The following is a 24,560-nucleotide window of genomic DNA, read 5'->3' as shown; positions in this document are numbered from 1 at the left end:
CGATTTGTAAAGGATGACCCCAATCTGGTTACCGTTTACGTAAAAAGTGTTAAAAGCCTTACAGCACCATTGACTTACTGGCTAAGCCTGCGTAACTATACGTTTAGTTTTTTCCTCACCTAATCGTTTCGTTATGTCCACCTCCCTTACCCGACGCGGGCAACTTATGTCCAGATGGGCGCGAAGAGCCACCCTATCGGCAACACTGGTGTTCAGCAGCCAGTTGCTTTCCTTTGCTCAGACCAAGTCAACGACCACGTCACTCCCCGAAGGGATCAGCAAAGTTACCTCCGTAGAAGGTATCACCGAATACCAGCTTAAGAATGGGTTGCGCGTACTGCTTTTCCCCGACCCGTCCAAAGCCACTATTACGGTGAACATGACGTACATGGTTGGTTCACGCCACGAGGGATTGGGTGAAACCGGCATGGCCCACCTGCTCGAACACATGGTCTTCAAAGGGTCGAAAAAGCACACCAACATTCCGCAGGAACTGACCGAACACGGCTCCTGGCCAAACGGGACAACCTGGTACGACCGCACCAATTATTTTGAGACGTTCTCGGCGACAGACGATAATCTCAAGTGGGCGCTCGACCTCGAAGCCGACCGAATGGTGAACAGCTTCATCAAAAAAGAAGATCTGGAAACCGAATTTACGGTCGTACGAAACGAATTTGAAATGGGCGAAAACTCCCCGCAGTATGTGCTGATGGAACGGGTACTGTCGGCGGCTTATCTGTGGCACAATTACGGCAAGTCAACGATTGGCTCAAAAGAAGATATCGAGCGCGTACCAGTCGACAATCTGAAAGCGTTTTATCAGAAATACTACCAGCCCGACAATGCTATTCTGCTCGTAGCGGGCAAATTCGATGAAGGCAAAACGCTGACATTGATTGACGAGTATTTCAGCCCGGTCCCGAAACCAACGCGCGTTCTTAAACAACCTTACACCGTTGAGCCAACGCAGGATGGCGAACGGACGGTTACGCTCAAACGGGTAGGCGACACCCAGGGCGTTGCCGCAGCCTACCACACACCCGCCGGAACGCACCCCGACTATCCGGTACTGGACGTGTTGATGGATGTTCTGACCAACGAGCCTTCGGGACGGCTGTATAAAGCCTTGGTCGAATCGAAAAAAGCGGCTTTTCAATACGGCTGGACACCCGCCCTGCATGATCCTGGCTTTGCGTATTTCTACGCCGAGGTGCGGAAAGAAAACTCGCTGGATTCGGCCCGAACGATTATGATGAATACCCTGGACGGTATTGCCAGCAAGCCCCCCACCGCTGAAGAAGTTGAACGCGCCAAAACAAAAATTCTGAGCGGTATCGAACTGATGTTCAAACAGGTAGACCGCGTCGGATTGCAACTCAGCGAGTACATGGCCGCTGGTGACTGGCGGCTGGTATTTCTCTACCGCGACGCCATCCGAAAAGTAACCCCGGCGGATGTGCAGCGCGTGGCTACCGCTTACCTAAAGCCTTCCAACCGAACCGTCGGCCTATTCTACCCCGACCAGAAACCCGACCGGGCCGAAATTCCGGCGGCTCCCGACATCGCAAGTCTGGTAAAAGATTACAAGGGAGAGCAGATGGTAGCGGCTGGTGAAGCCTTCGATGCGTCGCCCGCCAACATCGACGCCCGCACCAAACGCGGTCAGGAAGCCAACGGGTTGAAATACGCCTTGCTTCCCAAAAGCACACGGGGCAATTCGGTGAATATGCGCATCCAGCTCCGCATGGGTGACGAAGGCAGTCTGGCCAATAAAATGACAACGGCTAGCTTCACGGCTTCGATGCTCGAGCGGGGGACCAAAACACGAACCTACCAGCAGATAAAAGACGAATTAGACAAGCTGAAAGCCCGCGCGTATGTTTATTCCAGTGGGCAAAGCGTAGTGGTCAGCGTCGAAACGTCGAAAGAGAATTTGCCCGCCGTCTTAAAACTCGTTACCGATGGCCTGCGAAATCCTACCTTTCCCGAAGCAGAGTTTAACAAGCTAAAAGAAGAACGGCTGGCGCAGATTGAGTCACAGAAGCAGGAGCCACAGGCCATCGCATTCAATGTGGCCGAACGCACCATGAACCCATACCCGAAGGGCCACGTCTGGTACACAAAAACGTTCGATGAGGAAATCGATGAAATTAAAAAGCTGACGATCAACGATGTACGTCAATTTTACAAAGACTTCTACGGCGCTCAGAACGCCGTTGTTTCAGTCGTTGGCGCGTTCGATGAACCGTTGATACGGACAACGCTAAAGAATGATCTGGGCAAATGGAAAGCCGCTAAGCCGTTTACCCGTGTGCCAACGCAACTGTTTGCCGATCTGAAGAATAAATCGGAATCGATCCAGACCAGCGATAAAGCAAATGCGATGTTTGTCAGCGGTCTGAAATTTCCGATGCGCGACGATGATCCCGACTACCCCGCCCTCTACATGGCGAACTACATCCTCGGCGATGGGTTTCTGAACTCACGGCTCGCTACCCGCATTCGTCAGAAAGAAGGTGTTAGCTACGGCGTTGGTTCATACATTTATGCCGACGATAACGATAAAGTAGCCAACTTCGGTTCGTACGCCATTTACAATCCCGAAAACTCGGAGCGGTTGGAGAAAGCGTACAAAGAAGAAATCGAGAAACTCGTTAAAGATGGTATCACCGCCGACGAACTGAAAGCCGCCAAAACGGCTGTGCTTCAGAACAATCAGGTTGAGCGATCACAGGACGGCATCCTCACGCGCAAGTTGGCGCAGTACCTGACCAAAGCCGAAGGCCGGACCTTCGCCTACGATACAGAGTACGAAAAACGGATTGCCGCTTTGACGCCCGAGCAGGTGAACAACGCCGTGAAAAAATACATCGACTATAACAAACTCACGATTGTGAAAGCCGGTGATTTTGAAAACGCGGCTAAAAAAATCGCCGAAAAAGCGAAAACACAACCGGCTTCGTCGGTCGGTAACGGCTCGAAAAACTAACGTATGATAGAACCTGGATTTACACGTCAAAAAATCCAGGTTCTTTTTTATGGAATATAACTATAAATCTCGTCATACTCCTATAACTCTCGTTTCATGAACTATTTGCTCACGCTATTCTTCGGTTTCCTTTGGGCGTCTGGTTGGGCGCAAACTCAGGTTGTCTTGCTACGGGACACCACACGGTTGAATCTATCGGTGGCCCAACTCGAAAAAAAGTACTCGCCCGCTTTTGCCCGAGTTGCTGGTCAGCAGGGCGTTTTTACCCGTCAGGGAAAGCTCTTTACCGACACGCTAAACACCCGAACTCAACAGTTTTTCGACTTTACTCAGCGCAACAAAAAGCGTTTGCCGGTGCAGGGCATACTGCTTCAAACGCAGGAGTTTATCCGTCCTGACGGAACCTACGAGTTGGTCCTATGCTCCTTTTCGGGCCGCGATCTGACTAACGGGCAGGAAAGCAAGCTCATAGAAATTTTAACCGAATGGTATACACAACGCCCGTTTCCTTTGAAAACGTCTACTGGCTTTCGATGGTCGAGCATGACTTCGTTTGGCACGATTCCCCAAAGGCGCACGGTTCGGCGGGGAGCGGGTATTATCAGTACCCTGGAAGCCGCCGAAAAAACAACGCGCCCCGACACCGTCACCATGCTGGCATTTAACCAGTTAGAATTATCCTCCGTGCCCGAAATCGTTTACCGGTTTCCTAGACTCGAAGAACTGGACTTATCAAAAAACAACCTGCACGAACTACCCGCGCGGCTTACGGCTGCTATTCCTACGCTTAAACGGCTGAGTTTGCTTTACAACGCCATCCCCGACGATAGTGTGTTTATTACGTCCAACAAACATCTGGTGGCATTAAACCTCCAAGGCAATAAGCTAACGCGCATTCCGAATTCAGTGCGGCAAAACCGTCGGCTTGAGAGTTTGTGGATGGGTAATAACAAGTTGAAAGAGCTAGACGTAAAAACACTGCGAAGTTTGCGCCGGCTCAACGATCTTAATTTGTACAATGCTGGACTTACTCAATTACCAAAAGGCATCCGACGCTTGAAGCACGTTCGGGTTTTAGATCTTTACTACAACAAGTTCACCGAACTACCATCGCAGCTTGGCAAGATGAAACGGTTGGAACAGTTGGCCGTTGCGCACAACGACCTTAAAGAACTACCAAAATCGCTCACGAAGCTTCATCGGTTACAGGTTCTATACGCTCATCACAACCGCCTTAGCCAGTTACCCACGGCGTTTGACAAAATGACGAACCTGACCGTTCTTGATCTGGGTTACAATTGGTTCAGCGTAGCGCCAAACGTTTTAGCGGAGTTGCCTTCGCTGGAGGAACTGGATCTGAGCAACAACAACTTGCAGGATTTACCCCGCTCACTGGGAGCGTTGAAGCGGTTGAAAAAATTGCACCTGCGCTCAAACCCACTCTCTGGCGAGAAGGTTAAAACCGGGCCTTACGCTCCACTTATTCACCAGTTGGAAGCAAACCGAACCGAAGTTTTCTATTAACCAAATAAAATTTTGCTTAGAATCTTCATAATCAATCATAGATAACACAAAAAAGAAACAGTTTGGCGGAGAAAAAGTGAATGGATCTGCGTTACACCGACAGCAAGTTGTTACTAGTATGCAAGCCGTTTCCCCATCCATTTCACCAACTCCCAATCGTGTAACCCTCTGGTCTGCCTTACTTTCGGTGTATATCCTGTGGGGGTCAACGTATCTGTTCATTCATTTTATGACCGAACAGATGCCCCCACTTTACATGGCGGCAATGCGTTATATCGTAGCGGGTATTCTCTTGTATAGCTACGCGCGTTTGACCGGTACACCCCGCGCCACCCGAGTCGAATGGCGGTCGGCGGGTATTATCGGTGTCTTACTGCTGACTATTTCAAACGGCTGTCTAACGCTTGGCATTCAATATATCCCGACCGGCGTGGCCGCCTTGCTGGGTGGTATGCTCCCCGTTTTTCTGCTGACGCTTAACTGGGTATCGTTCGGTCGGCAGCGCCCGACAAACATGGCCCTGGCCGGGCTAGTGGTGGGGCTGGCTGGTATTTATTTTCTGATTAAGCCGGATAAATTACAGGGCACAGGTGGTATGCACGCGAATCTGGTTGGATCGAGCCTGGTGGTTTTTGGGAATTTTGCGTGGGCGATTGGTACCTTACTGGCTCCCCGAGTATCGCTACCGTCGGGTACCATTTCGAGTGGTATTCAAATGATTGTTGGCGGGGTGGTACTTCTGCTTATCAGCCTGGCGATGGAACCGGTTACGCCCTGGAGCCTACTGGTTGCCCCGCCCAAAGCCATCTGGTCTATGTTCTACCTGGTTGTTTTTGGTAGTATTGTTGGCTTTTCGTCCTACGCCTGGCTGGCCCGGAATGCACCTCCGCAACTGCTGTCCACCTACGCGTTCGTCAACCCCGTTGTAGCGATGCTGCTGGGTACTTTTTTCGCCGGTGAAATTTTCTCCAGCCAGTCGCTTATTGGTGCCTTAATCGCTCTGGTCGGCGTTGTGCTGATAACCCTGGGTCGTAAGTAACGCGGTCCGCGTTACTTACACGCTACTTATTCAACAGGAGGTGGACTGATACTCGTCCAGCCGCCGTCTACGACCAGGCTCTGACCGGTAATGTGCCGCGATGCGGGTGACACCAGGAACAAGGCAGCATTGGCAATATCGTCTACCCTGGCCGGGCGACCCATCGGCGTGATACGTGACCAGATGGGAATATAAGTCGGATCGTCCAGCGTTCGTTCGGTTAGTGTAGCACCGGGCGCTATGGCATTTATCGTGATACCGAGGGGTGAAAAATCGATGACCAGTTGCTTGGCCAGCATTTCCAACCCTGCTTTGGTCATGCTGTAGACGGGCAAACCCGGATGCGCCTGATGTCCTACCACCGACGACATAAATAGTACACTTCCCCCCTTCCCCTGTTCGCGCATTTGACGAGCTGCTAGTTGCGCCAGAAAGAAACTTCCCCGCAAATTGACATTAACGATCTGTTGAAAGGCATCGGGAGTCGTCGTGAAAATATCCCCAAAGACGGTTATACCGGCGTTAGCAATAGCAATGTCCACGGAGCCGAATAGCCGGACAGCTTCATGAACCATCTGCTCGATAAATGACACATCGGATGCGTCGCCGGGGAATGGCTGACAACTGTAGCCTTCCTGCTGGATAACATCAGCCGCTTTACGGGCCAATGTTTCATCATAATCGTTGAGTAGTACGTTGGCCCCCTGTTTGGCCAGCGCACTGGCAATGGCAAAACCAATTCCCTGACCGGCTCCTGTGATGAGCGCGGTCAGGTTTGCAAATGGTGCAGTCATAACTGAATTTCTCCTGTTTCGGTAGCGGCAAATTAGTGCGAATCTCGTTTAACTTCGCTTCCTGAGCCACCTTTTAGGAAGTCAAAATCGGCTCCTTCGTGCGCCTGAGTCACGTTTCGGATGTACAGATTAACGTAGCCACGGTCGTAACCAAGATCGATTGGTTTGAAATGGACAAGTCGCCCGGCCAGTTCCTCATCGGATACGTGCAGATGGAGACTCCGGTTTTCTACGTCGAGGGTAATCAGGTCGCCATTCTGAACAAGCGCCAGATTCCCTCCCACAGCGGCTTCCGGCGAAACGTGCAAGACGACCGTTCCAAAGCCTGTACCACTCATCCGCCCGTCGGAGATGCGAACCATGTCGTGAACGCCCATCGCCAGAATCTTGGCTGGAAGCTGCATGTTACCTACCTCGGGCATCCCCGGATACCCTTTTGGACCGACATTTTTCAGAACCAGCACACAGCTTGGGTCAACGTCCAGATTAGGGTCGTCCACGCGGGCTTTGTAGTCGTCAATATTTTCGAAAACCACGGCTCGGCCCGTGTGTTGCATCAAGCTCGGCGAAGCAGCCGACGGTTTCAATACGGCTCCGTTCGGACAAAGGTTTCCTCGTAATACCGCAATACCCGACTCCGGCTTGAAGGGTTCGATTACCGTGGCGATCACGGCAGGGTCGTAACAGCGGGCGTCGATGCAATTCTCGCCGATGGTCTGACCATTCACCGTCATGGCGTCGTTGTGCAGGTAATCGCGCAGTTCACGAATGACCGCAGGTAAGCCACCGGCGTAAAATAAGTCTTCTACAAAATGTTCACCAGACGGTTGCAGGTTGGTCAACAAGGGAATTTTAGCCGACAGCGTATCGAAGTCGTCCAGCGACAGATCGACACCAACCCGACCCGCAATCGCCATCAGGTGAAGAATAAAATTGGTTGAGCCACCCAAAGCCGCATTGACCATAATCGCGTTCTCGAAAGCCTCACGAGTAAGAATTTTCGAGGGCGTTACCCCCTGACGCGCCAGCTCGACCGCCCGCATACCCGTCAGGTGCGCGAGTACTTTCCGGCGCGAATCGGCTGCCGGGATGGTTGCGTTGTCGGGAAGGGCCAGACCCAGCGACTCGACCATAGCAGCCATTGTCGATGCGGTTCCCATCACGGCACAGTGTCCCTGCGACCGGGCCATGCTTGCTTCGGCATCCACGAACTCCGCCTGGCTCATTTCACCCATTTTATACGATTCGGCAAACCGCCATAAGTCGCTGGTACCGATTTTCCGGCCTTGGAACCGCCCGGCTAGCATCGGTCCGCCCGACACAACAAGCGTAGGAATATCAACACTGCACGCTCCCATGACGAGTGACGGCGTCGTTTTGTCGCAGCCACACATCAAAATAACGGCGTCGATGGAGTTGCCCCGGATACTTTCCTCAACGTCCATGCTCGCCAGATTGCGAAACAACATCGCCGTCGGTTTGATCTGACATTCGCCGAGCGACATCACCGGAAATTCCAGCGGAAAACCGCCCGCTTCCCAAACTCCCCGCTTAATGGCTTCGGCCAGTTCGCGAAAATGAGCATTACAGGGCGTCAGTTCCGACCAGGTATTACAAATGCCAATAACCGGTTTTCCTTCAAACTCATGGTGCGGAAAACCCTGGTTTTTCATCCAGGCACGATAAATAAAGCCGTCTTTGCCGGTGCGGCCAAACCAGTCTCGGGAACGTAAAGGCATTTTTCTGTAAGCAGTTGGCCGGAGCCAGTGAACATTAATTAAGTGCCAAAAAAAGAATTTCCCGGGGATAATCTACCAGTCGTTTGAAATTTCTCTGTGGATTTTTTTAAGGCGCTGATTTTCAATTTGTTTACTGAACGGTATCAGGCAAGCACATACGGTTCAGCCAGGCAGTCCATGTAAAATATTGACAATCAACAAACTAAAAAGCGCTTAGCTGACGTTAAACCCCTAGTACCATCACAATTATGTTTTGCTGAAACGAGTTGGATTTTCTCTATTGATGGCCGTTGTTCGTCCGGCTATCACGGTCGCTGCGAAGTTTACCGCCCCACTGATACCCAATCAGAATCCCTCCCTGATGGGTATAGAGTCCCGATCGGATGCGCACCATTCCCAACTGATGCCATCCAGCTTGGTCCAATCCGATGCCACCCGGTCGGATATGGGCCGAGCTACCGCCAAAGCCGCGCTGCTGCCAACTTCGCTCAATGCGCCGGATCTGCCGCTACTTGATGTAAATTTCTGCGGAGAATGCTTACCACTTGATCAGACCGACGTGGTAGACCGCTGGAAGCATGTGTTCACGCTTTTTCGCAGTCACGCTACTGACCTGGGCGGCCTTCGCCAACGGGCCGAAGCTTTTTTCCCGGTTATTGACCCGATTCTGGAGAAATACGACATACCCGACGATTTTCGCTACGTTCCTCTTGCCGAAAGCGCGCTACGCCCGAAAGCTGTTTCACGGGCGGGAGCGGCTGGTTATTGGCAGTTGATGCCCGGCACCGCCCGTGCCTTAGGCTTACGGGTTAGCGGACGTACCGATGAGCGCTTCAACGTTCATAAAGCAACCGACGCAGCCTGTCGATACCTCCGCAAACTGTACGATCAGTTAGGGTCATGGTCGCTGGTAGCCGCAGCGTATAACGCCGGACCGGGATTGATGAAGAACCAGTTGAAACGTCAGGAACACCGCGATTACTACCGCATGAATCTTCCCCGCGAAACCCGGTATTACTTGTATCGTGTGCTACTTTACAAAGAAGTAATGTCGCGTCCCAATGATTATTCGTCGTTTCTCACGCCTGCTCCACAGACGGCCTACCGGTTTCAACCGGCTATGATACCTCATTTGGGATAAGCCCGTGTTTACGAAAAATTTATAGTAGTATAAGGTCCGCAAGAAACGGACCTTATTTTTTTATTCACATTTTCGTTACTGTTCTATCAACCTTGTAAACTGTCTGACTTCGCGTTACCAATAAATTGTTTCGTTGAGAACCGGCCGGGATAGAATACCTGTGTATCGTAGGCTTATTTTTGCTTTCATTAAATAAAGTCTATTTCTTACTCTTTAGTAAAACTATCCACTTATTGTTCCGCACAGATAATGGCCGCATTCTTTCGTAATTCTGTCAATAAAGTAGCTACACAGTCGTCGCCAGATTCGTTCCAACAGAATGAACAAGCTCTTTACCAAGCGCTTACAGAAAACAATCAACGGGCTTGGGATTATCTAATGATTCAGGTTCACAATCAGTTTGTCGTACCACAGTCGCGTCAGAATTACGATTACGACACGCTGATTTCGGCTTACACCGAAGGGATGGCCGTCGTCAAAGACAAAATCCTAAGCGGTCGCTTTAGCCATGAGAAAGCCAAAGTTACCACCTATGCTTACAGCGTTTGCCGATTTACGCTCCTGAACATGTATGACAAAGATAAACGACGTCAGGAAGTGTCGCCCTTTGCCGAACAAGCCGCCGATGACTCCGACGAATCATCGGGAATATCGGGCGAGGAAAAAGCTGAATGGCTGCTTCAAAACGAGGTTGACGACCACAGCTGGGCGCTGGAGCCACTCAAGATTGCCTTGTCGGGTCTGAAAGATCGTTGTCAGACGATTTTGCAGCTTTTTTACATCGATGATGTTCCCGATCGGGAAGCGGCCCGGCAACTTGGCATTAACGAAGCAAATTTACGTCAGCAACGACGCAATTGCGTGCTGAGTCTTAGGCAGTCTTTTAACCAACTAAAAAAATCGTATTTGTAATGTCGCTTTCCCAATCTGATTTCGAGCGGGCCGAAGATTACGTCGCAGGGCGGCTGTCGGCTACGGACCAGACTCAATTTGAACATCAGCTCACGAGCAACCCGGAACTGGCCAGCGAAACCGCCCGGCTACAAACCATGCGAAACGCGCTACGCCGGTTAGCCTACCGCGACGAAATGGTTGCCCGCCATGCCGAACTGGTCAGTCAGGGAGCGATTCAACCGCCTGCGCAACCAGCCGGTCGCATCGTTCCGTTTGGCCAGTGGCAGCCGCTGTGGCGGTACATGGCCGTTGCGGCCAGCGTTTTCCTACTGCTCGGTCTGGGCTGGTTCTTCCTAATCAATCGATACACCGCATCGTCGCCCGCCGACGTTGCCAATCGCTTCCTGGAAAATGACCTTCGGCTCGATTCGATTACCCAGAATGGCGAGCCACTGCTCACAGCGCCCGGTCCCGACCAGTTGGAAAAACAACAGGCAATCAGCCGCGATACATCAGCGATACGGCTGGGATTACGCCTGCTTCAAAGCCGTGAACCCGCCAAAGCCATTACGGTCCTGGAACCGGCCCGTAACTGTCCGCTACCCGACTGGCAGGCCAACGCCCGTTACCTGCTGGCACTCGGCTACCTGCAAACCGAACAGCTGGACCGGGCCAAGGCCGAACTTACGACCCTACAGACAACGCCGTATTTCGGCAAGCAAGCCAGTCAATTACTAGCCGAGTTAGCCGCCAATGAACCCTAATGTGTCGAACGAAATTTCTACCTGTTATTTTATTCACAAAGGATGCCCAAACGCTATAGACTAACCAGCCTGTTCTTCCTTTGGTCATGCAATTCTCTTCTATCCATCACCTTATTCTTTTTTTGTGCCTCTGGCTAACAGGCGGCTCGCTAGCTGATTGTCAGGCGCAACGCCGTCTGACAACAGTTGGCCGCTCTCGAGCAACAGCCTCCTCCCTTCGCTTGCTCAAACTACCGTTAAAGCAAAAAATTGACAGCGTGCTCCACCACTTACGGCTGTATCCGCGCGTCCCGGTAACCCAGCAGCAACGATACGCACGGGAACTAACGGTTCATTTCGCACCGTCGGGCTATATTGCGGTTCGTCGGGTCGGTAAACCCGAGTTACGTCTCCCAATAAAGGATTATCTGGCACAGTTTGGCAACCAACCACTACCCATTCAGTTCAAGGGTGCCGAAGTTGTCCACTACGGTCAGACCATTGAAACGTCAACCGGCCATTGGCAAACCCTGGTCACGACGTATCGCAATGCCACCCGTTTTGCCGCAAACAGACCCGAAGCCATCGACATTGCAACGGTGATGACCCCGTCCGAAACGGCTCCACCCACGACCAATTACTGGCAAATTTTTAAGCTATACCTTAGCCTGCCCAAAAGCGCTTTTACCCGCTAAGTTTTCACGATTCATTGACCAATGAAAAAGCTTCTCCGGCTCCTGGTTCTTCTGCTGACGCAACCCGTTTGGGCACAGGCCCCGCTGGACCTTAGCCAATCGGGCTTACAGTTTGATGACGAAGCTTATCTGAAAATCGAGCAAAAACCAGACAATGTGCTTTACAAAGCCCCGCTTCCCAAAGCCTTGTCGTACGAGAAGTACCTGCCAAGCATTGAACGACAGGGCGATTACGGCACTTGTGTGGCCTTTAGCTGCGCCTACTACACACGCACCGTTATCGAGGCCATTCAGCGCGGCCTGACCAAAAAATCCGAGATCGACCAGACGCGGTTTTCACCAACCTATCTGTATGCCCACCTGAAATCACCCAGCGATGTGACCTGTCAGCGAGGTGGCACGCTGGACGAGGGCTTGACGGTTCTTAAAAAGTACGGCGTTCCCTTTTGGTCAAATCTTGCTTATCCACAGTGCCTCAAAGACGTCAAATCGTATGACGAGCAGGCATCTCGCTTTCGGATTCGTCATTTTGAACGGATTTTCACTTTTGCGGCCACATTCCAGAAAGCGCAACAAAATCGCAAGGAGTTGGAATCTGTCATTCGAGATAATGTTCAGAATGTTAAACTAGCGCTGGCGGGCGGTTATCCCGTACCGATTGGCATGATGATTCCCCTGTCGTTTCAGGCCGTTTCAACGGATACGTGGACACCTGGCCCATCGGATACCGATGATTTGTTCGAAGAAGTTAAGTCGGGGTTCAAGCGCCATAAGTTGTTTGGTCACGCGCTTACGGTTGTGGGCTATGACGATAAGCGTCAGGCGTTTCGGGTAGTCAACAGCTGGGGGACGCGCTGGGCAGACAAAGGATTGTGCTGGATCAACTACCATGATTTCGGCTTGTTTACACGCTACGCCTTTCGCGTTTACCCGATGGAGTTACCGCCCGTCAAGACCATTCATCTACCCAACCTTGCCGGTACGCTTTCCAAGCCCAAACCTGCTGGTTTCTCTGAACAACCTACAACCAGGCAGGCCAGCGTAACGATGCAGTTGGTGGATGGGACGCTCATGGCCGCTCGTCGCCTTAATTCCAGCCTAACCACTGATGGCGGGATGAACAAGGCAATCGATGAGTACCGTCTCGTCAACGCTTACCCGTCCGGCACGCGCTTTAAACTAACCGTAAACAACAGCAAGGCCGCTTACATATATGTGATCGGAACGGACCAGACACAAAAGATGACGCGGCTTTTTCCGTATACCGACAAGTTCAGCGCCATGATAGCGCCCAACGAGTCGGCGGTACTGCCGGGGCCGACCAAACACATCCGCCTTGACAACAATCCGGGTCAGGAGTATTACCTGATTTTGGTTTCGGAAAAGCCTCTTCACCTCGGTCAGCTTATCTCTAAAATGAGCCAGATTTCTGGCAGTTTATCGCAACGACTTACGCAAACGCTCGGTGATCAGCTGATGAACAGCCGCGAAATGAATTACAGCCCAGAACAAATTAAAGTAGATACGCCCATTGATTCTACGGGCAAAATAATTCCGCTGCTTATCAGCCTGACGCACAAACCATAATCCCTATAAAGGGACAATTTGCCTACTCTTTTGCCCAATTTTACTGGCTTACTTTCAATCAAAACAGGGTTACTAAATAAGTAACACGCTCTTCTTGTGCCTTTTGGTAGTAAATAGCCGCCAATTGTCAACGAAAACGCGCTTAGATGGGTTAATACCGTGGTTTTTTAGCCAACCGGGAGCCGTTGCGTATAGAAATAATGGTTGGCCTCCGATACACTTTACACTGTAACGGCATAAATTAAAACCCAAACCGTTCAAATCAGTTATTGAACTACCCGACAAGTATTATTGTCCGCGATTGAATGCAGTCTGATACTACCAATTCCGCCACTAAGTCATCCAGCAAGCCCGTCGTTACCCGGCGACTGGACAAGTTTTTTCTGAACCTAGCCGATGTCGCGGCTTTTGTCGGACGCTTCTTCCAGGAAGCGTTTGTTCCGCCCTACGAGTTTAAGGAGGTCGTCCGGCAGTGTTACGAAGTCGGCTACCGCTCGCTACTACTGATTTCGACCACGGGCTTTATTACAGGCATTGTCTTTACCAACCAGTCGCGCCCTTCGCTGTCTGAATTTGGGGCTAGCTCCTGGTTGCCTTCGCTGATTGCCATTGCCATTGTCCGGGCTTTGGGGCCACTCGTTACGGCTATTATCGCATCGGGTAAAGTGGGGTCGAGTATCGGGGCCGAGCTGGGTTCGATGAACGTTACGGAGCAGATCGACGCGATGGAAGTATCCGGAACGAACCCGTTCAAGTTTCTGGTGGTCAGCCGCGTGCTGGCAACGTCAATCACCGTTCCGATCCTGACCATGTACACCATTTTTGTTGCGCTGCTGGGGGCCTTCATCAATGTCAATCAGAACGAGCAAACCAGCTTCATATCCTTTTTCCAGGAGGTTTTCGGTGCTATTTCCTACGTCGACATTTTCGCGTCGCTAGCAAAGTCAATTGTGTTCGGGTTTACCGTTGGCATGGTTGGCTGTTACAAAGGCTACCACTCGTCGAAGGGAACTGAGGGAGTCGGTAAAGCGGCTAACGCATCCGTTGTGACCGCTATGTTTTTAGTCTTTATTGAAGAATTATTATCGCTTCAAATTATATCAGCTATTCGGGGAAGCTAGTTTCCACGGCTGAATCCTATTTTTACCACCATGACGCCACAAAACGATCTTGTTATTAATATTCACGGTCTGAAAAAGTCCTTTGGCGATCTGCATGTACTGCGTGGCGTTGACCTAGAAGTAAGTAAGGGCGAGAACATGGTTGTGCTGGGCCGGTCCGGTACGGGGAAGTCGGTACTGATCAAAATCATTATTGGCTTGCTGAAACCCGATGCGGGCAGCGTTATCGTGCTAGGGCAGGATGTCGAGCAGTTGCGCGGTCATGATCTTGATCAGTTCCGACAGAAAGTCGGCTTTTCGTTTCAGAGCAGTGCTTTATACGACAGCATGAGCATCCGGGAAAACCTGGAATTTCCGCTTATCCGAAATGTGCGCAACTTAACCCAGGGCGAAATCGACCGTGCCGTCGAAGAAGCGTTGGACGATGTTGGCCTGTCGCAAACGATCAATCAAATGCCCTCTGAACTGTCGGGTGGGCAGCGCAAACGAATTGGTATTGCCCGCACGCTGATCCTCAAGCCACAGATCATGCTCTACGATGAGCCTACAGCCGGTCTTGACCCGATTACCAGTATCGAGATCAACAACCTGATCAACGAAGTGAAAGAGCGCTTTAAAGCAACATCCATCATCATTACGCACGATTTGACCTGCGCCAAAACCACCGGCGACCGGGTTTCTATGCTGTTGGATGGCCGTTTCGCGCGGGTTGGAACGTTCGATGAGGTGTTTGCCGATCCCGACGAACGGATACAGCAATTTTACAATTATAACTTTGTGAATTAAACAGAATCCTGGATTAGTGGTTGGTGATTAGTGACGGGTTCAACCACTTTATTTAAGTCACTATACACTATATATGAGTACAGAATCGACTAAACGCTCTGTCGTTGTTGGCGTATTTGTTCTGCTGGGTATTATCATCTTCGTTGCGGGGGTGTTCGTGCTGGGCGGACAGCAAAAACGCTTTACAAAAAGTATCCGGCTGATTGCCATCTTTAAAGATGTTGGCGGACTTAAGGCAGGCAACAACGTCTGGTTTTCAGGCGTAAAAGTAGGAACCGTCAAACGGGTAACCATCAACAGCAACGCCCAAGTAGAGGTCGATATGGATGTTGAACAAAGTTCGCAGCAGTTTATCCGCAAAGATGCGACTGCCGCGATCAGTTCCGACGGGTTAATTGGCAATAAAATCGTTGTCATTGCCGGTGGCACAAACAGCCATCCCGAAGTAGAAGAGGGCGACCGGCTGCAAACGCAGGCTGCGCTCAGTTCAGACCAGATTCTGGAAACGTTGCAGGAAAACAACAACAACCTGCTGCGGGTAACCAACGACTTTAAGGAACTGGTCGGTAATCTGCGGAAAGGAAAAGGAACCGTAGGTGCTGTGCTGACAGATTCCATGGTAGCCGACAACTTCAAGCGGGCGATGGTCAACCTCGAACGGGCGTCGGTCAATACCGCCAAAATAACGGGCTCGGTATCACAATTCGCATCCAGACTCAACACACCGGGTACATTGGCAAACGAACTGGTCAGTGATACGGCAATTTTCCGGCGGCTGAGCCGTTCGGCTGGCCGACTCGAAAATGCGGCTACTTCGGCGGATGTGGCCGTTGGTAACCTGCGTCGCACAACCGATAACTTCAACCGCGCTTCGGAAAAGCTAAACAACAACAATACCCCGCTCGGTGTACTGCTTACGGACCAGGAAACAGCCAATAACCTCCGGACTACCCTTCGCAACCTCAACACGGGCAGTGCTTTGCTGAACGAGGATCTGAAAGCGGCCCAGAGCAATTTTCTCTTGCGAGGTTTCTTTAAGAAAAAAGCGAAAGCAGACGCTAAACGGAGCGCTGACAGTACAGCGGCAAAACAATAATCGCTGCTTTTGTCACCACTTACGGCTTACGTTACTCAATAAAATATACTAGGTTTTGCCTTGGTGCGTTTCATAGATGCACAGACTACCTGCCCTTGCCATCCGTTACTGACATTTGAGCAGCAACCTTGGCAAGGGTAGTGTCTTTTTAGCCTACCGACAAACGACCATGCCACTTCACGTCCGACTAGCCTTCGCGGTACTTTTTTACTTGGCTACGGTAGGCTGCGCCTGTTTTGGGCAATCGAAAAAGTCGGAAAGCCCATTTCCCACCTACCGGCAAATTAAAGCGAGCCAACCTGAAATAATTGATCAAGTTCCCGCATCGAATACGTTCATCAAGACCACGGCTGCGCGTGTTAATTTGTTTAATTACCCGCCCAAAACCGTCACGTATTACCTCAACGACCAGCCAACAACCGATGTCAAGTACGTCAAAGAGGTGCTGAACAACAAAAGCATTTCGGTAGAAACGATCTCGATTAGCTCACCTACCGAAGACGGCAAGCGAACGATCAGGATCCGGTACGAAGCGCTTTAGCGTGCAAGCGATGCCAGCAACTCCTGCCACGACAGAAGTCCGATAGCCGTTACGGCCAGCACCAACCCGATTTTATTGGCAAGCGACAGTTTCTCCCGAAAAAATAAAGCGGCCAGCAACGCAGCGACCAGGATCACGCCAATGTTATACAGTGGATACACAAACGCACCGTTGCCCCCAAACTGCGACAAGGCCAGCAGCAACGTGTAAAAACTCAGAAAATTAGGAACACCAAGCGTCACGGCCCCCATCAGATTGCGAACACGAACGACTTCTTTGCCTTGTACGACCCGTACGACCAGCATGAGTAAACCGGCGGCTACCGCGCCCAGAATTGTCGTCAACGTGACAACAATCGCTTTATCTGACGTGGCGATGTAGCGAATGTTCATGTAGTTTGTCATCGTGTTGGTGGCACCGTAACACAAAAACACGCCTACCGGCAGTAATACGCTTATTCCCAGCCGGCGTGGGCGGCCAACGCTTGCAGCTGCTTCCTGTAGAATAGGCGTTTCTACCGCCAGCTCATTCGGTTCCTTTTTGTAGGTGCTTAGCCCAACCGCTACCACCGCCAGAAGCATTCCCAGGTAATTAAGCGCATCGAACGATTTCCCGCCAACCTGAAAAACAAACAGACTAAAGCAGACCGGAATAACAAGCGACAGATTGCTGGCTAATGAGGTCGCCGTGATGCCCATTCGCTGGGTTGACGCCCCCGATAGAATAAAGGTTAGAATAAAGCCAACGCCCAGACCCAGGGCTAACCAGGTCCAGGTTTGCGAAAAATCGAGGCTAAACGACTGCCCGGCGGGTAGCAGCAGATACCCCGTCAGAAAGCAAACGGGATAATTGAAAACGATAGCCTGAAATGTATTGATATCGTAGCGTGGAAACAGTCGGAAGTTGAGCAACAGCACGACAGAAAGCAAAATACTGAGAAACAGAAAAAGCATAAAACGACTGGCTGTCAGATAAATGAACGGGACAAACCAGTTCATAAAATAACTCACCGGATAGCAGTCAAACAATACAAATGAATCCTGGTTTTATTTAAAGTTCTGTTTATCAACGTTATAAAACCAACATAATCATGAAAAAGACCATTCTCCTAGCCTTATTCGTAGCCGGTGGTTTATCGGTACAATCCTGCGGCAGCAGCGAAAAGAAAGACAGTGTAGACCAGGCAGAACAGATTAACGAAGAAAAGAAAACATCGGATGATGACGATTCTGAGTTTGCGGTGAAAGCGGCCAGCGGTGGTATGCTGGAAGTTGAGCTGGGTCGTTTGGCGCAGGAAAAAGCGCAAAATCAGCAAGTAAAAGATTTTGGTGCTATGATGGTTACCGATCACTCGAAAGCCAACGACGAGCTGAAATCACTGGCCGCCAGTAAAAACATCACGCTACCAACAATGTTGGGCGAAGACCACCAGAAACACGTGAACGAACTGACAAAATTGTCAGGAAAAGAATTTGATAAAAAGTACGTGAGCCTGATGGTCGATGATCATAAAGAAGACATTGACGAGTTTGAAGAAGCCAGCAAGGAAGCGAAAGACGCAGATATCAAAGCCTTCGCGACCAAAACGTTACCGACGTTAAAAACACACCTGGAGCGGATTGAAAGTATCCAAAGCTCCATGAAATAACGGGGCTGTAGCCTCAGAAAAGGAGACTGGCCGTTGGTTGGTCTCCTTTTTTGTTTTATTTCACCGAACAATGATGACAAGCTCGCCTATGACCAGACTTTTTTATTCATTACTCTTTCTCTTTGTAGTACAGGCAGTATCGGTGTTTGGTCAGGAAAAGTTATCTGTCTCGGCAACCGTTACACCGCTGTACGTACATACCGCTTACAAAAACGTTTATTTATATCCCAACAGCGACGGTCAAGTAGTTGAACCTATTTTCCTAAACGGGGCTATGGGTTCAGTCGGTTACTCCGCTGGCGTAACCGTTTATTACACGTACGCGCCGGGATGGTCGGTAGCCGGCGGATTGCACTACCGTTACCTCCCGACCCGTACCGACCGGTTACCGCTTGCCGGGGAAGGAACGACAACGGTTCGAAGTCGGGCAATTCGAATTCCGCTGTCGATCAACTACCGATCATCAACCAAAAAACTATCCCCATACTACACGCTGGCGGCACTAGTCGATTTTCCGTTCTCGTCACGCGTGCTCGCCGTACGCGATGATCTGCCAACGCAAAAACTACGGCTCAATGCCGACGCTGGTCCGGTATTTAATATCATGCTGGGTGCCGGTGCCGTTTATCAATTGAATCCTACCCTTGCGCTAACCGCGCAGCCCACGATTACGTATCGACTGGGCCGATTTGGCGGCTCTCATACGGAAAACCGTACCTATGAGCTTGGCCTTCAGACCCAGCTTATTTACACGTTCTAAGCCCGTTCCTGTAATCTGATTTCGTAAATGAGTTTGCCCACTCATCAACCCTCATGGACCTGTCTACACAGCATTCTGGCTTTTCGTACCGCTGGTTTTTCGTGTTCCTGTTGATAACTCGATTAGCGGCTGCGCAGTCAACGAACGACGATGGCAATTTTCGCCAACTGGATCAGCGCACTCGTCAACTAATGGACAGCGCTCATGTACCCGGTCTGTCCATAGCAATCATTCGAGATAATAAGCTCGCGTATAGCCATGGTTACGGGCTAACGAAAGTAGATTCGACCCAGCACGTAACCTCGTCCACCGTATTTGAAGCCGCTTCGCTAAGCAAGCCGGTGTTTGCCTACGCTGTTTTGCAACTGGTGGAAGAAGGTAAATTAGACTTAGACAAACCGCTGTACGAGTACCTTCCCTACCCGGATGCTGCCGATGATGAACGTTATCAGAAAATAACGGCCCGTTTGGTGTTAAGTCACCGGTCCGGTTTTCCGAACTGGCGCAAAAACCGGCAGTCGCCGAAGTTATCAATGCTATTTTTTCCGGGTAAGCGGTTTGGTTATTCAGGGGAAGGTTTTGTTTACCTGCAAAAAGTAGTCGAAAAGATAACGGGCAAACCCATTAATGATGTGATGGAAGAGCGGGTTCTGAAACCCCTCGGGATGACCAATAGCGGCTTTGTCTGGAAAGCTAGTTTCAACACCAATTTTGCGCAGCCTCACAACGAATCGGGTGATGTAGAGCCTAAGTACAAACCTACGCAGGCCAATATGGCTTACTCGCTACATACCACGGCCAACGATTATGCGCGCTTCGTACTGGCTCTTTTGACGCCAACGGGACTAAAACCGGCAACCGTAAGCCAGATGCTAAGCGCGCAGAGCCAACTTTCCATACGATTTTCCGACTCGACAACATTGGCCCCTGACTTGTTCTGGGGATTAGGAATTGGCCTGGAACAGCCATCGTCCGACACGTACATCTGGCATTGGGGCGACAACGGTGCCTTCAAATGCTACGTCACCGCCCATTTAAGCCGCAAAGAGGCCGTCATCTACTTTACTAATAGTACCGGCGGATTAGACTTTGCGGATGAACTGCTACGGCTAACTCTGGGTGGTCAGCATCCTGCTTTGGGCTTTTTGGGAATTAACTGGCGCGACGAGGTCCGCAAACGAGTCAGTAAGTAACCCGTTACGACAGCAACGCCTTGTTTTCTTCAAGCCACCGCATTCGATAAGCGTTCATTGCCGTACGGCCTAGCTGGCTTATTAACTGGTAATTAGCGACAATGCCGACCGCTGCCCCCACACCAGGTATCAACTGAGCCATTTTCGCCAGGTCAATGTAATCGCGGTATTCCTGCTGGAAGGTTAGCCAGTCAAACTGATTAATGTCGTTGGGCAACTGGCGGCTGTGTTCGGGCCAATTGACGAGGTACTGATAAATCACCTGTCGGCGCTCCTGACTCGAAAAGGCCAGCTGAAAAATGTACAGGATATAGACCCGTTCTCGGTAGTCGCTCACCGAATGGCCGTAAAGCGCAGCAATCTCAAATAACAGTTTCATTTTCAAGCTGAGCAACAGCGGAAAATCGGCCAGACCGAGCCATATTCCTCCCGCTCCTGTAACACCACCTTCGGCGGCTCCGGCCTTTCGGTAAAAGTCAATACGGCTTATGACCCTAGCTTCCCGCTGCGGCAATGTTGAACCCACTTCGGGCAACCGATTGATATATTCGGCACCAAACAGTACCGCCCGCGTCATCTGCTTAATCGTCGCTGTAATTAACTGATGTATGCGCTTCGGGATAATGCGATTTATGCGTTTTTGCACCGTCGTAGACAATCGGCCAACCGCTGATGGCGGCTTTTGCATAGCCTGTTGCCAGCGCCTAAGTTCGGTCTGTACAGCTTCTTCGTAAGAGGTCATAAAAGCAATTTTGGCAAAAAAGATGCCACCTCGGCGAATTAAAACGCTCCCGATCAGGTTTTATTAGTATATTCCCCCTCAACTAATATATCCGTCTGTACTTATGAAGAAAGCTGTTTGGCTTCTGGCTGTTCTTGTTGTGGCTTATTTCGCCAGCACCGGTTTTAAATCGACTCATACCGTCGTTGCGGCATCGGAAACAACCAAAACAGCCACCAAAGCTAAGAGGTTTACCAGACTTGACATTTATGATCAACTAAACTTGGCACAGTCTGGTTTACAAAAAGATGTTTTTGAGTATGCACTGCGGGGATGGCAGAAAATGGATACAACAAAATCGATCTTGTCGATTGTTGATCTAAGCCAGCCATCGAACAAGAAGCGGTTGTACATCGTTGACCTGACCAACAGAAAGCTTTTGTTCAACACGTACGTATCACACGGTCGTAATTCCGGTGATCTCGTAGCCAGCCGATTCTCCAACATTAATTCGTCGTTTCAGAGCAGTCTTGGTTTCTACCAAACGCTTAGTACATACATGGGCAAACACGGTTTGTCGCTCCAATTGAAAGGATTGGAAAAAGGCTTCAACGATAATGTTTATAATCGCAACATTGTACTGCACGGAGCAGATTACGTGTGCGAGGACATTATCCGCAAAACGGGCCGCTTGGGCCGTAGCCAAGGTTGCCCGGCCGTACCTTATGCGCTGTCAAAGCCGATTATCGAAGCGGTAAAAGGTGGTACCTGCCTGTTTGTTTATTCGCCAGACCCTAACTATCTACATAAGTCTGCGTTTCTGGCCGAAGCCCTGACCGATAAAGCTCCACTGCTTTAATTGCGGAGAACCATCAGGCTCACATACTAACTCGTAGAGGGCTGGTCTTTTTAGGCCAGCCTTTTTTAGTGCTATACCTACTCTAGTTGACTTCCGGCTACCCTCAAAACGCCTGTTAGTCAGGTTTGACAATCTGACTAAAGATTATGTTATCGGCGGGGATGCCCGGTTCAAAAACTGACACCACGACCAAGTTCCTCAACGCAATTTGCGAATCAGTAAGCTCTTCCGAATGGGGATAATCTGGGACCTCAAACAGCGCAGCAATTGCTTATTCTTGGCATTAAAAACACGTCGTACACGCTAAAAAAATAGCATATAAGTGAGCTAAAAACGCCTATAATTTTGTTCTATTACTAGAACGTAAACAACTCATTTTAAAAGAAATGCAATCAATAAATCTGCCTCAATTAGCACCCAACGCGACCACTACACGTACAACCCGTCGGAAAGCCAATGGTCCTGCCACGGCGGCTTTGTTGATTCAAATGGCGACCGAAATCCTGGCTGCTTCTCCAACACTTCGCCAGAAAGCAAACATCACCCTGACGGATTTGGCCGCAGCAGACAAAGTGCGTAAAGAATTGCTGAAAAAGTGATAATGAACGGAATAAACCTCGTCGCATGAACGAGGTTTATTGTTTCAGGTGACCGACAAAACTAGCCTGAAAGCAGTTGGCAATTCTTATTAGCTATCGAGCATTTTTGTTACCGTAAATTATTTTTCGTAAATAAATATTGTTTCAATCTTACTTTTAACGATATTCGTACATAGGTTAATCTCATTTATAGGGAGATGAGGTTAGTTCTGAACGTGATAATGCCAGATTGCACTGCGGTCTGGCATTTTGTATGTATTGACTTTGTACAGCTTATCGGGATTAGAAAGTCGGATTGACATGGCCAGTAACGTGCAAGGACGACCTTTCCCGAACCTACAACTAATTGATTTTTAAACTTTCCTATTAGCGTTGTCTACAACCTATCCGTCTAATAATAAAGTACCTTATTTTAGAACCGCTGGCAGGATATACTCCTCCATCATTCGATCCACTTGCGGGTGCGCATAGGGGGTATTGTAAGCGGTTGCCGTTACGACAATCACCAAAGGCTGATTTTGCATTATAAATATTTTATTCCCACCATTTCCAGCGCAGTAATACGTTTCATACTCGTTGCCGCCTACGTGGTATTTTTTGTTCCAGAATAGGTAGCCATAATGTTCGTCGTTACGACCAGGGATTGCCTTGTATTTGGTAAACGTTTTGGCTACCCATTCAGCCGGAAGAACCTGTTTGTCCTTCCATTTTCCGCCATTTTTGTATAACTGCCCGTACTTCGCAAAATCGAGCGCATTCATCTGGATACCACCGGCTGTACTTACAACGTGCTGCGGAGTATACTGCCACTTGTAATTGCTGATACCCAGCGGACTAAATAGTTTTTGCTTAGCATAACTGTCCAGATTGTCCGGAACAAGCTTGTTTAAGACATCACCCAAAAGGACTACACCCGCCGTGAAATAGTGCCACTCCCCCTTAAACTTGCCAGGATTGACAGGTAGGTCGAGCACAAACTTTACCCAGTTGGCAGTTGGGTACATTTTCTCTTCGTTCCCAGGTGAATCGATCTCGTTGTCGTCACCCTCAAAAGCAGAACTCATCGTCAACAGCTCTTTCAGGGTAGTCTGCGCTTTCGCGGTTGAGTAGTTCGGGAAGGTTTTCAGTTGGTAGAAATCGGCCAATGCCTGATTCTCGCTTTTGAGGTACCCCTCGTACTGAGCAATGCCCGCTAAACTGGACGCGAAGGACTTTCCCACCGAACGCACGTCGTGCAGTGTGTTTCGATTGGTTCCATTGAAGTATTCTTCTACGAGCAGATTACCGTTCTTTATAACGACTACACTGGTGATGTGCCTGAATACATCGGCCTCGATATTACCCTTGAGTTCTTTGATTTTGCGCGTGTCAAAGGGCTCACTAGAAACGGGCAACCCACTGTAAGGCTTAGGCACTGCCAGCTGGATGTCGGCCAGGTTTAAAACAGGCTTTCGCTTCACGTCCAAGGCTAATTCACCAACCGCAATAGGCTCCCCTACTTTCACATCAATCAGCTTGACGTAGGGTTTAATCTCCAGCTTGAATACATGGTGACCTTCGGTTAAAGCACTGTCGCCCCCGTTGCGCATAAACCGGTTCCAGGCGGATTGGCTCCACCAGGCACCTTCATGCTGATTATCAATTAAGGGTTTACTGATTACCGTCTCCCAGTCTTTAATTCGGGCGTAAGGTGCTCCCGGATGCAAATTGCTTTGATAGATCAGTCGGTTATCGACGTAAAATAAAAATTGATAATTACCCACTTTAGCCAGGGAGTCAGCTTGTAGCGTAGGGGCTAACGGATGCAGGTAATTGGTTAGTGAGTTGCCCATGAAGACCGTCATGAACAAGTTGCTTTTGTTGGTAAGCTCGTACGTATCGAGAAAATCACTTGCCTTCAGTTCCTCAGGCGGTGTCTGCTTACTCGTAAAAACGATCCTGCCGATCGCGGCCTTATGAACAGCAGATGTGATTCCCTGGCTTTTGACCAGATCGTCCGATTGGGCGTGTAGCTCCCTGCTAGTAACCAGTATAATAGATAGAAGTAAAAAAGGCCGAATAACCATGATTAGGAGATTGTAAAGTCTG

General features: G+C 50.0%; 22 protein-coding genes. 17 read left to right on the top strand and 5 right to left on the bottom strand.

The features are described 5' to 3' along the window. Positions 1 to 133: 133 nt before the first annotated feature. The 3 genes from LQ777_RS09000 (at position 134) to LQ777_RS08990 (ending at position 5,555) form a co-directional block, all read left to right on the top strand. The gene (locus tag LQ777_RS09000; protein ID WP_232562184.1) at positions 134 to 2,992 is read left to right on the top strand and encodes a M16 family metallopeptidase; all 2,859 of its coding nucleotides are present in this window, start codon (positions 134 to 136) and stop codon (positions 2,990 to 2,992) included. Between the two features lie 96 nt (positions 2,993 to 3,088). Next, a complete protein-coding gene (locus LQ777_RS08995) occupies positions 3,089 to 4,516 on the top strand; it encodes a leucine-rich repeat domain-containing protein (RefSeq protein ID WP_232562183.1) in 1,428 nt (475 codons plus the stop codon). A 118-nt stretch (positions 4,517 to 4,634) separates the two neighbouring features. Continuing rightward, the gene (locus LQ777_RS08990; protein ID WP_232562182.1) at positions 4,635 to 5,555 is read left to right on the top strand and encodes an EamA family transporter; all 921 of its coding nucleotides are present in this window, start codon (positions 4,635 to 4,637) and stop codon (positions 5,553 to 5,555) included. 26 nt (positions 5,556 to 5,581) lie between these two features. On the opposite strand, the gene LQ777_RS08985 is transcribed toward LQ777_RS08990, so the two are convergent. Together LQ777_RS08985 and LQ777_RS08980 are read right to left on the bottom strand one after the other, a co-directional pair. After that, positions 5,582 to 6,349: an SDR family NAD(P)-dependent oxidoreductase gene (locus LQ777_RS08985; protein WP_232562181.1), complete on the bottom strand. Its 768-nt coding sequence runs from the start codon at positions 6,347 to 6,349 to the stop codon at positions 5,582 to 5,584. A 32-nt stretch (positions 6,350 to 6,381) separates the two neighbouring features. After that, positions 6,382 to 8,088 (bottom strand): IlvD/Edd family dehydratase, encoded by a 1,707-nt coding sequence (locus LQ777_RS08980; RefSeq protein WP_232562180.1) that lies wholly within the window; start codon positions 8,086 to 8,088, stop codon positions 6,382 to 6,384. 253 nt (positions 8,089 to 8,341) lie between these two features. On the opposite strand from LQ777_RS08980, the gene LQ777_RS08975 reads away from it, so the two are divergent. The 9 genes from LQ777_RS08975 (at position 8,342) to LQ777_RS08935 (ending at position 16,692) form a co-directional block, all read left to right on the top strand. Further along, positions 8,342 to 9,229 carry a lytic transglycosylase domain-containing protein gene (locus LQ777_RS08975; RefSeq protein ID WP_341871371.1) on the top strand — a complete coding sequence of 296 codons (888 nt, stop codon included), beginning with the start codon at positions 8,342 to 8,344 and terminating at the stop codon, positions 9,227 to 9,229. A gap of 249 nt (positions 9,230 to 9,478) precedes the next feature. Further along, positions 9,479 to 10,141, top strand: a complete 663-nt coding sequence (locus tag LQ777_RS08970) for an RNA polymerase sigma factor (protein WP_232562179.1) — start codon at positions 9,479 to 9,481, stop codon at positions 10,139 to 10,141. Then, the gene (locus tag LQ777_RS08965; protein ID WP_232562178.1) at positions 10,141 to 10,887 is read left to right on the top strand and encodes a hypothetical protein; all 747 of its coding nucleotides are present in this window, start codon (positions 10,141 to 10,143) and stop codon (positions 10,885 to 10,887) included. The genes LQ777_RS08970 and LQ777_RS08965 overlap by 1 nt, the downstream gene beginning before the upstream one ends. Positions 10,888 to 10,973: 86 nt before the next feature. Next, positions 10,974 to 11,561 (top strand): hypothetical protein, encoded by a 588-nt coding sequence (locus LQ777_RS08960; RefSeq protein ID WP_232562177.1) that lies wholly within the window; start codon positions 10,974 to 10,976, stop codon positions 11,559 to 11,561. Positions 11,562 to 11,582: 21 nt separating this feature from the next. Further along, positions 11,583 to 13,148 (top strand): DUF4384 domain-containing protein, encoded by a 1,566-nt coding sequence (locus LQ777_RS08955; protein ID WP_232562176.1) that lies wholly within the window; start codon positions 11,583 to 11,585, stop codon positions 13,146 to 13,148. Between the two features lie 305 nt (positions 13,149 to 13,453). Then, positions 13,454 to 14,269 (top strand): MlaE family ABC transporter permease, encoded by an 816-nt coding sequence (locus LQ777_RS08950; RefSeq protein ID WP_232562175.1) that lies wholly within the window; start codon positions 13,454 to 13,456, stop codon positions 14,267 to 14,269. A 30-nt stretch (positions 14,270 to 14,299) separates the two neighbouring features. Further along, positions 14,300 to 15,055 carry an ABC transporter ATP-binding protein gene (locus tag LQ777_RS08945; RefSeq protein ID WP_232562174.1) on the top strand — a complete coding sequence of 252 codons (756 nt, stop codon included), beginning with the start codon at positions 14,300 to 14,302 and terminating at the stop codon, positions 15,053 to 15,055. Positions 15,056 to 15,128: 73 nt separating this feature from the next. Then, a complete protein-coding gene (locus tag LQ777_RS08940) occupies positions 15,129 to 16,151 on the top strand; it encodes an MlaD family protein (protein ID WP_232562173.1) in 1,023 nt (340 codons plus the stop codon). 169 nt (positions 16,152 to 16,320) lie between these two features. Next, positions 16,321 to 16,692, top strand: a complete 372-nt coding sequence (locus LQ777_RS08935) for a hypothetical protein (RefSeq protein ID WP_232562172.1) — start codon at positions 16,321 to 16,323, stop codon at positions 16,690 to 16,692. On the opposite strand, the gene LQ777_RS08930 is transcribed toward LQ777_RS08935, so the two are convergent. Further along, positions 16,689 to 17,645 (bottom strand): EamA/RhaT family transporter, encoded by a 957-nt coding sequence (locus LQ777_RS08930; protein WP_232562820.1) that lies wholly within the window; start codon positions 17,643 to 17,645, stop codon positions 16,689 to 16,691. The two genes, LQ777_RS08935 and LQ777_RS08930, sit on opposite strands and share 4 nt — an antisense overlap. A gap of 137 nt (positions 17,646 to 17,782) precedes the next feature. On the opposite strand from LQ777_RS08930, the gene LQ777_RS08925 reads away from it, so the two are divergent. The 3 genes from LQ777_RS08925 to LQ777_RS08915 all read left to right on the top strand — a co-directional run bounded on the left by LQ777_RS08925 (position 17,783) and on the right by LQ777_RS08915 (position 20,293). Beyond that, positions 17,783 to 18,340 carry a DUF4142 domain-containing protein gene (locus LQ777_RS08925; protein WP_232562171.1) on the top strand — a complete coding sequence of 186 codons (558 nt, stop codon included), beginning with the start codon at positions 17,783 to 17,785 and terminating at the stop codon, positions 18,338 to 18,340. An 88-nt stretch (positions 18,341 to 18,428) separates the two neighbouring features. Beyond that, positions 18,429 to 19,100, top strand: coding sequence for a PorT family protein (locus LQ777_RS08920; protein WP_232562170.1), 672 nt, complete (start codon positions 18,429 to 18,431; stop codon positions 19,098 to 19,100). Positions 19,101 to 19,153: 53 nt separating this feature from the next. After that, positions 19,154 to 20,293, top strand: coding sequence for a serine hydrolase domain-containing protein (locus tag LQ777_RS08915; protein ID WP_232562169.1), 1,140 nt, complete (start codon positions 19,154 to 19,156; stop codon positions 20,291 to 20,293). A 4-nt stretch (positions 20,294 to 20,297) separates the two neighbouring features. Here the strand turns inward: LQ777_RS08915 and LQ777_RS08910 are convergent, their stop codons facing one another. Continuing rightward, positions 20,298 to 21,035 carry an EcsC family protein gene (locus LQ777_RS08910; protein WP_232562168.1) on the bottom strand — a complete coding sequence of 246 codons (738 nt, stop codon included), beginning with the start codon at positions 21,033 to 21,035 and terminating at the stop codon, positions 20,298 to 20,300. Between the two features lie 103 nt (positions 21,036 to 21,138). On the opposite strand from LQ777_RS08910, the gene LQ777_RS08905 reads away from it, so the two are divergent. Both LQ777_RS08905 and LQ777_RS08900 read left to right on the top strand, forming a co-directional pair. Then, positions 21,139 to 21,873: a murein L,D-transpeptidase catalytic domain family protein gene (locus LQ777_RS08905; protein WP_232562167.1), complete on the top strand. Its 735-nt coding sequence runs from the start codon at positions 21,139 to 21,141 to the stop codon at positions 21,871 to 21,873. A 386-nt stretch (positions 21,874 to 22,259) separates the two neighbouring features. Then, positions 22,260 to 22,472 (top strand): hypothetical protein, encoded by a 213-nt coding sequence (locus LQ777_RS08900; protein WP_232562166.1) that lies wholly within the window; start codon positions 22,260 to 22,262, stop codon positions 22,470 to 22,472. A gap of 407 nt (positions 22,473 to 22,879) precedes the next feature. Here LQ777_RS08900 and LQ777_RS08895 read toward each other — a convergent pair whose 3' ends face one another. Beyond that, entirely contained in the window at positions 22,880 to 24,538 is a 1,659-nt protein-coding gene (locus LQ777_RS08895) for a serine hydrolase domain-containing protein (RefSeq protein WP_232562165.1), read from the bottom strand. Positions 24,539 to 24,560: the final 22 nt, after the last annotated feature.

The sequence above is a fragment of the Spirosoma oryzicola genome, assembly GCF_021233055.1.
Lineage (GTDB): Bacteria > Bacteroidota > Bacteroidia > Cytophagales > Spirosomataceae > Spirosoma > Spirosoma oryzicola.
This window is presented reverse-complemented; position numbering and strand designations above follow the sequence as displayed.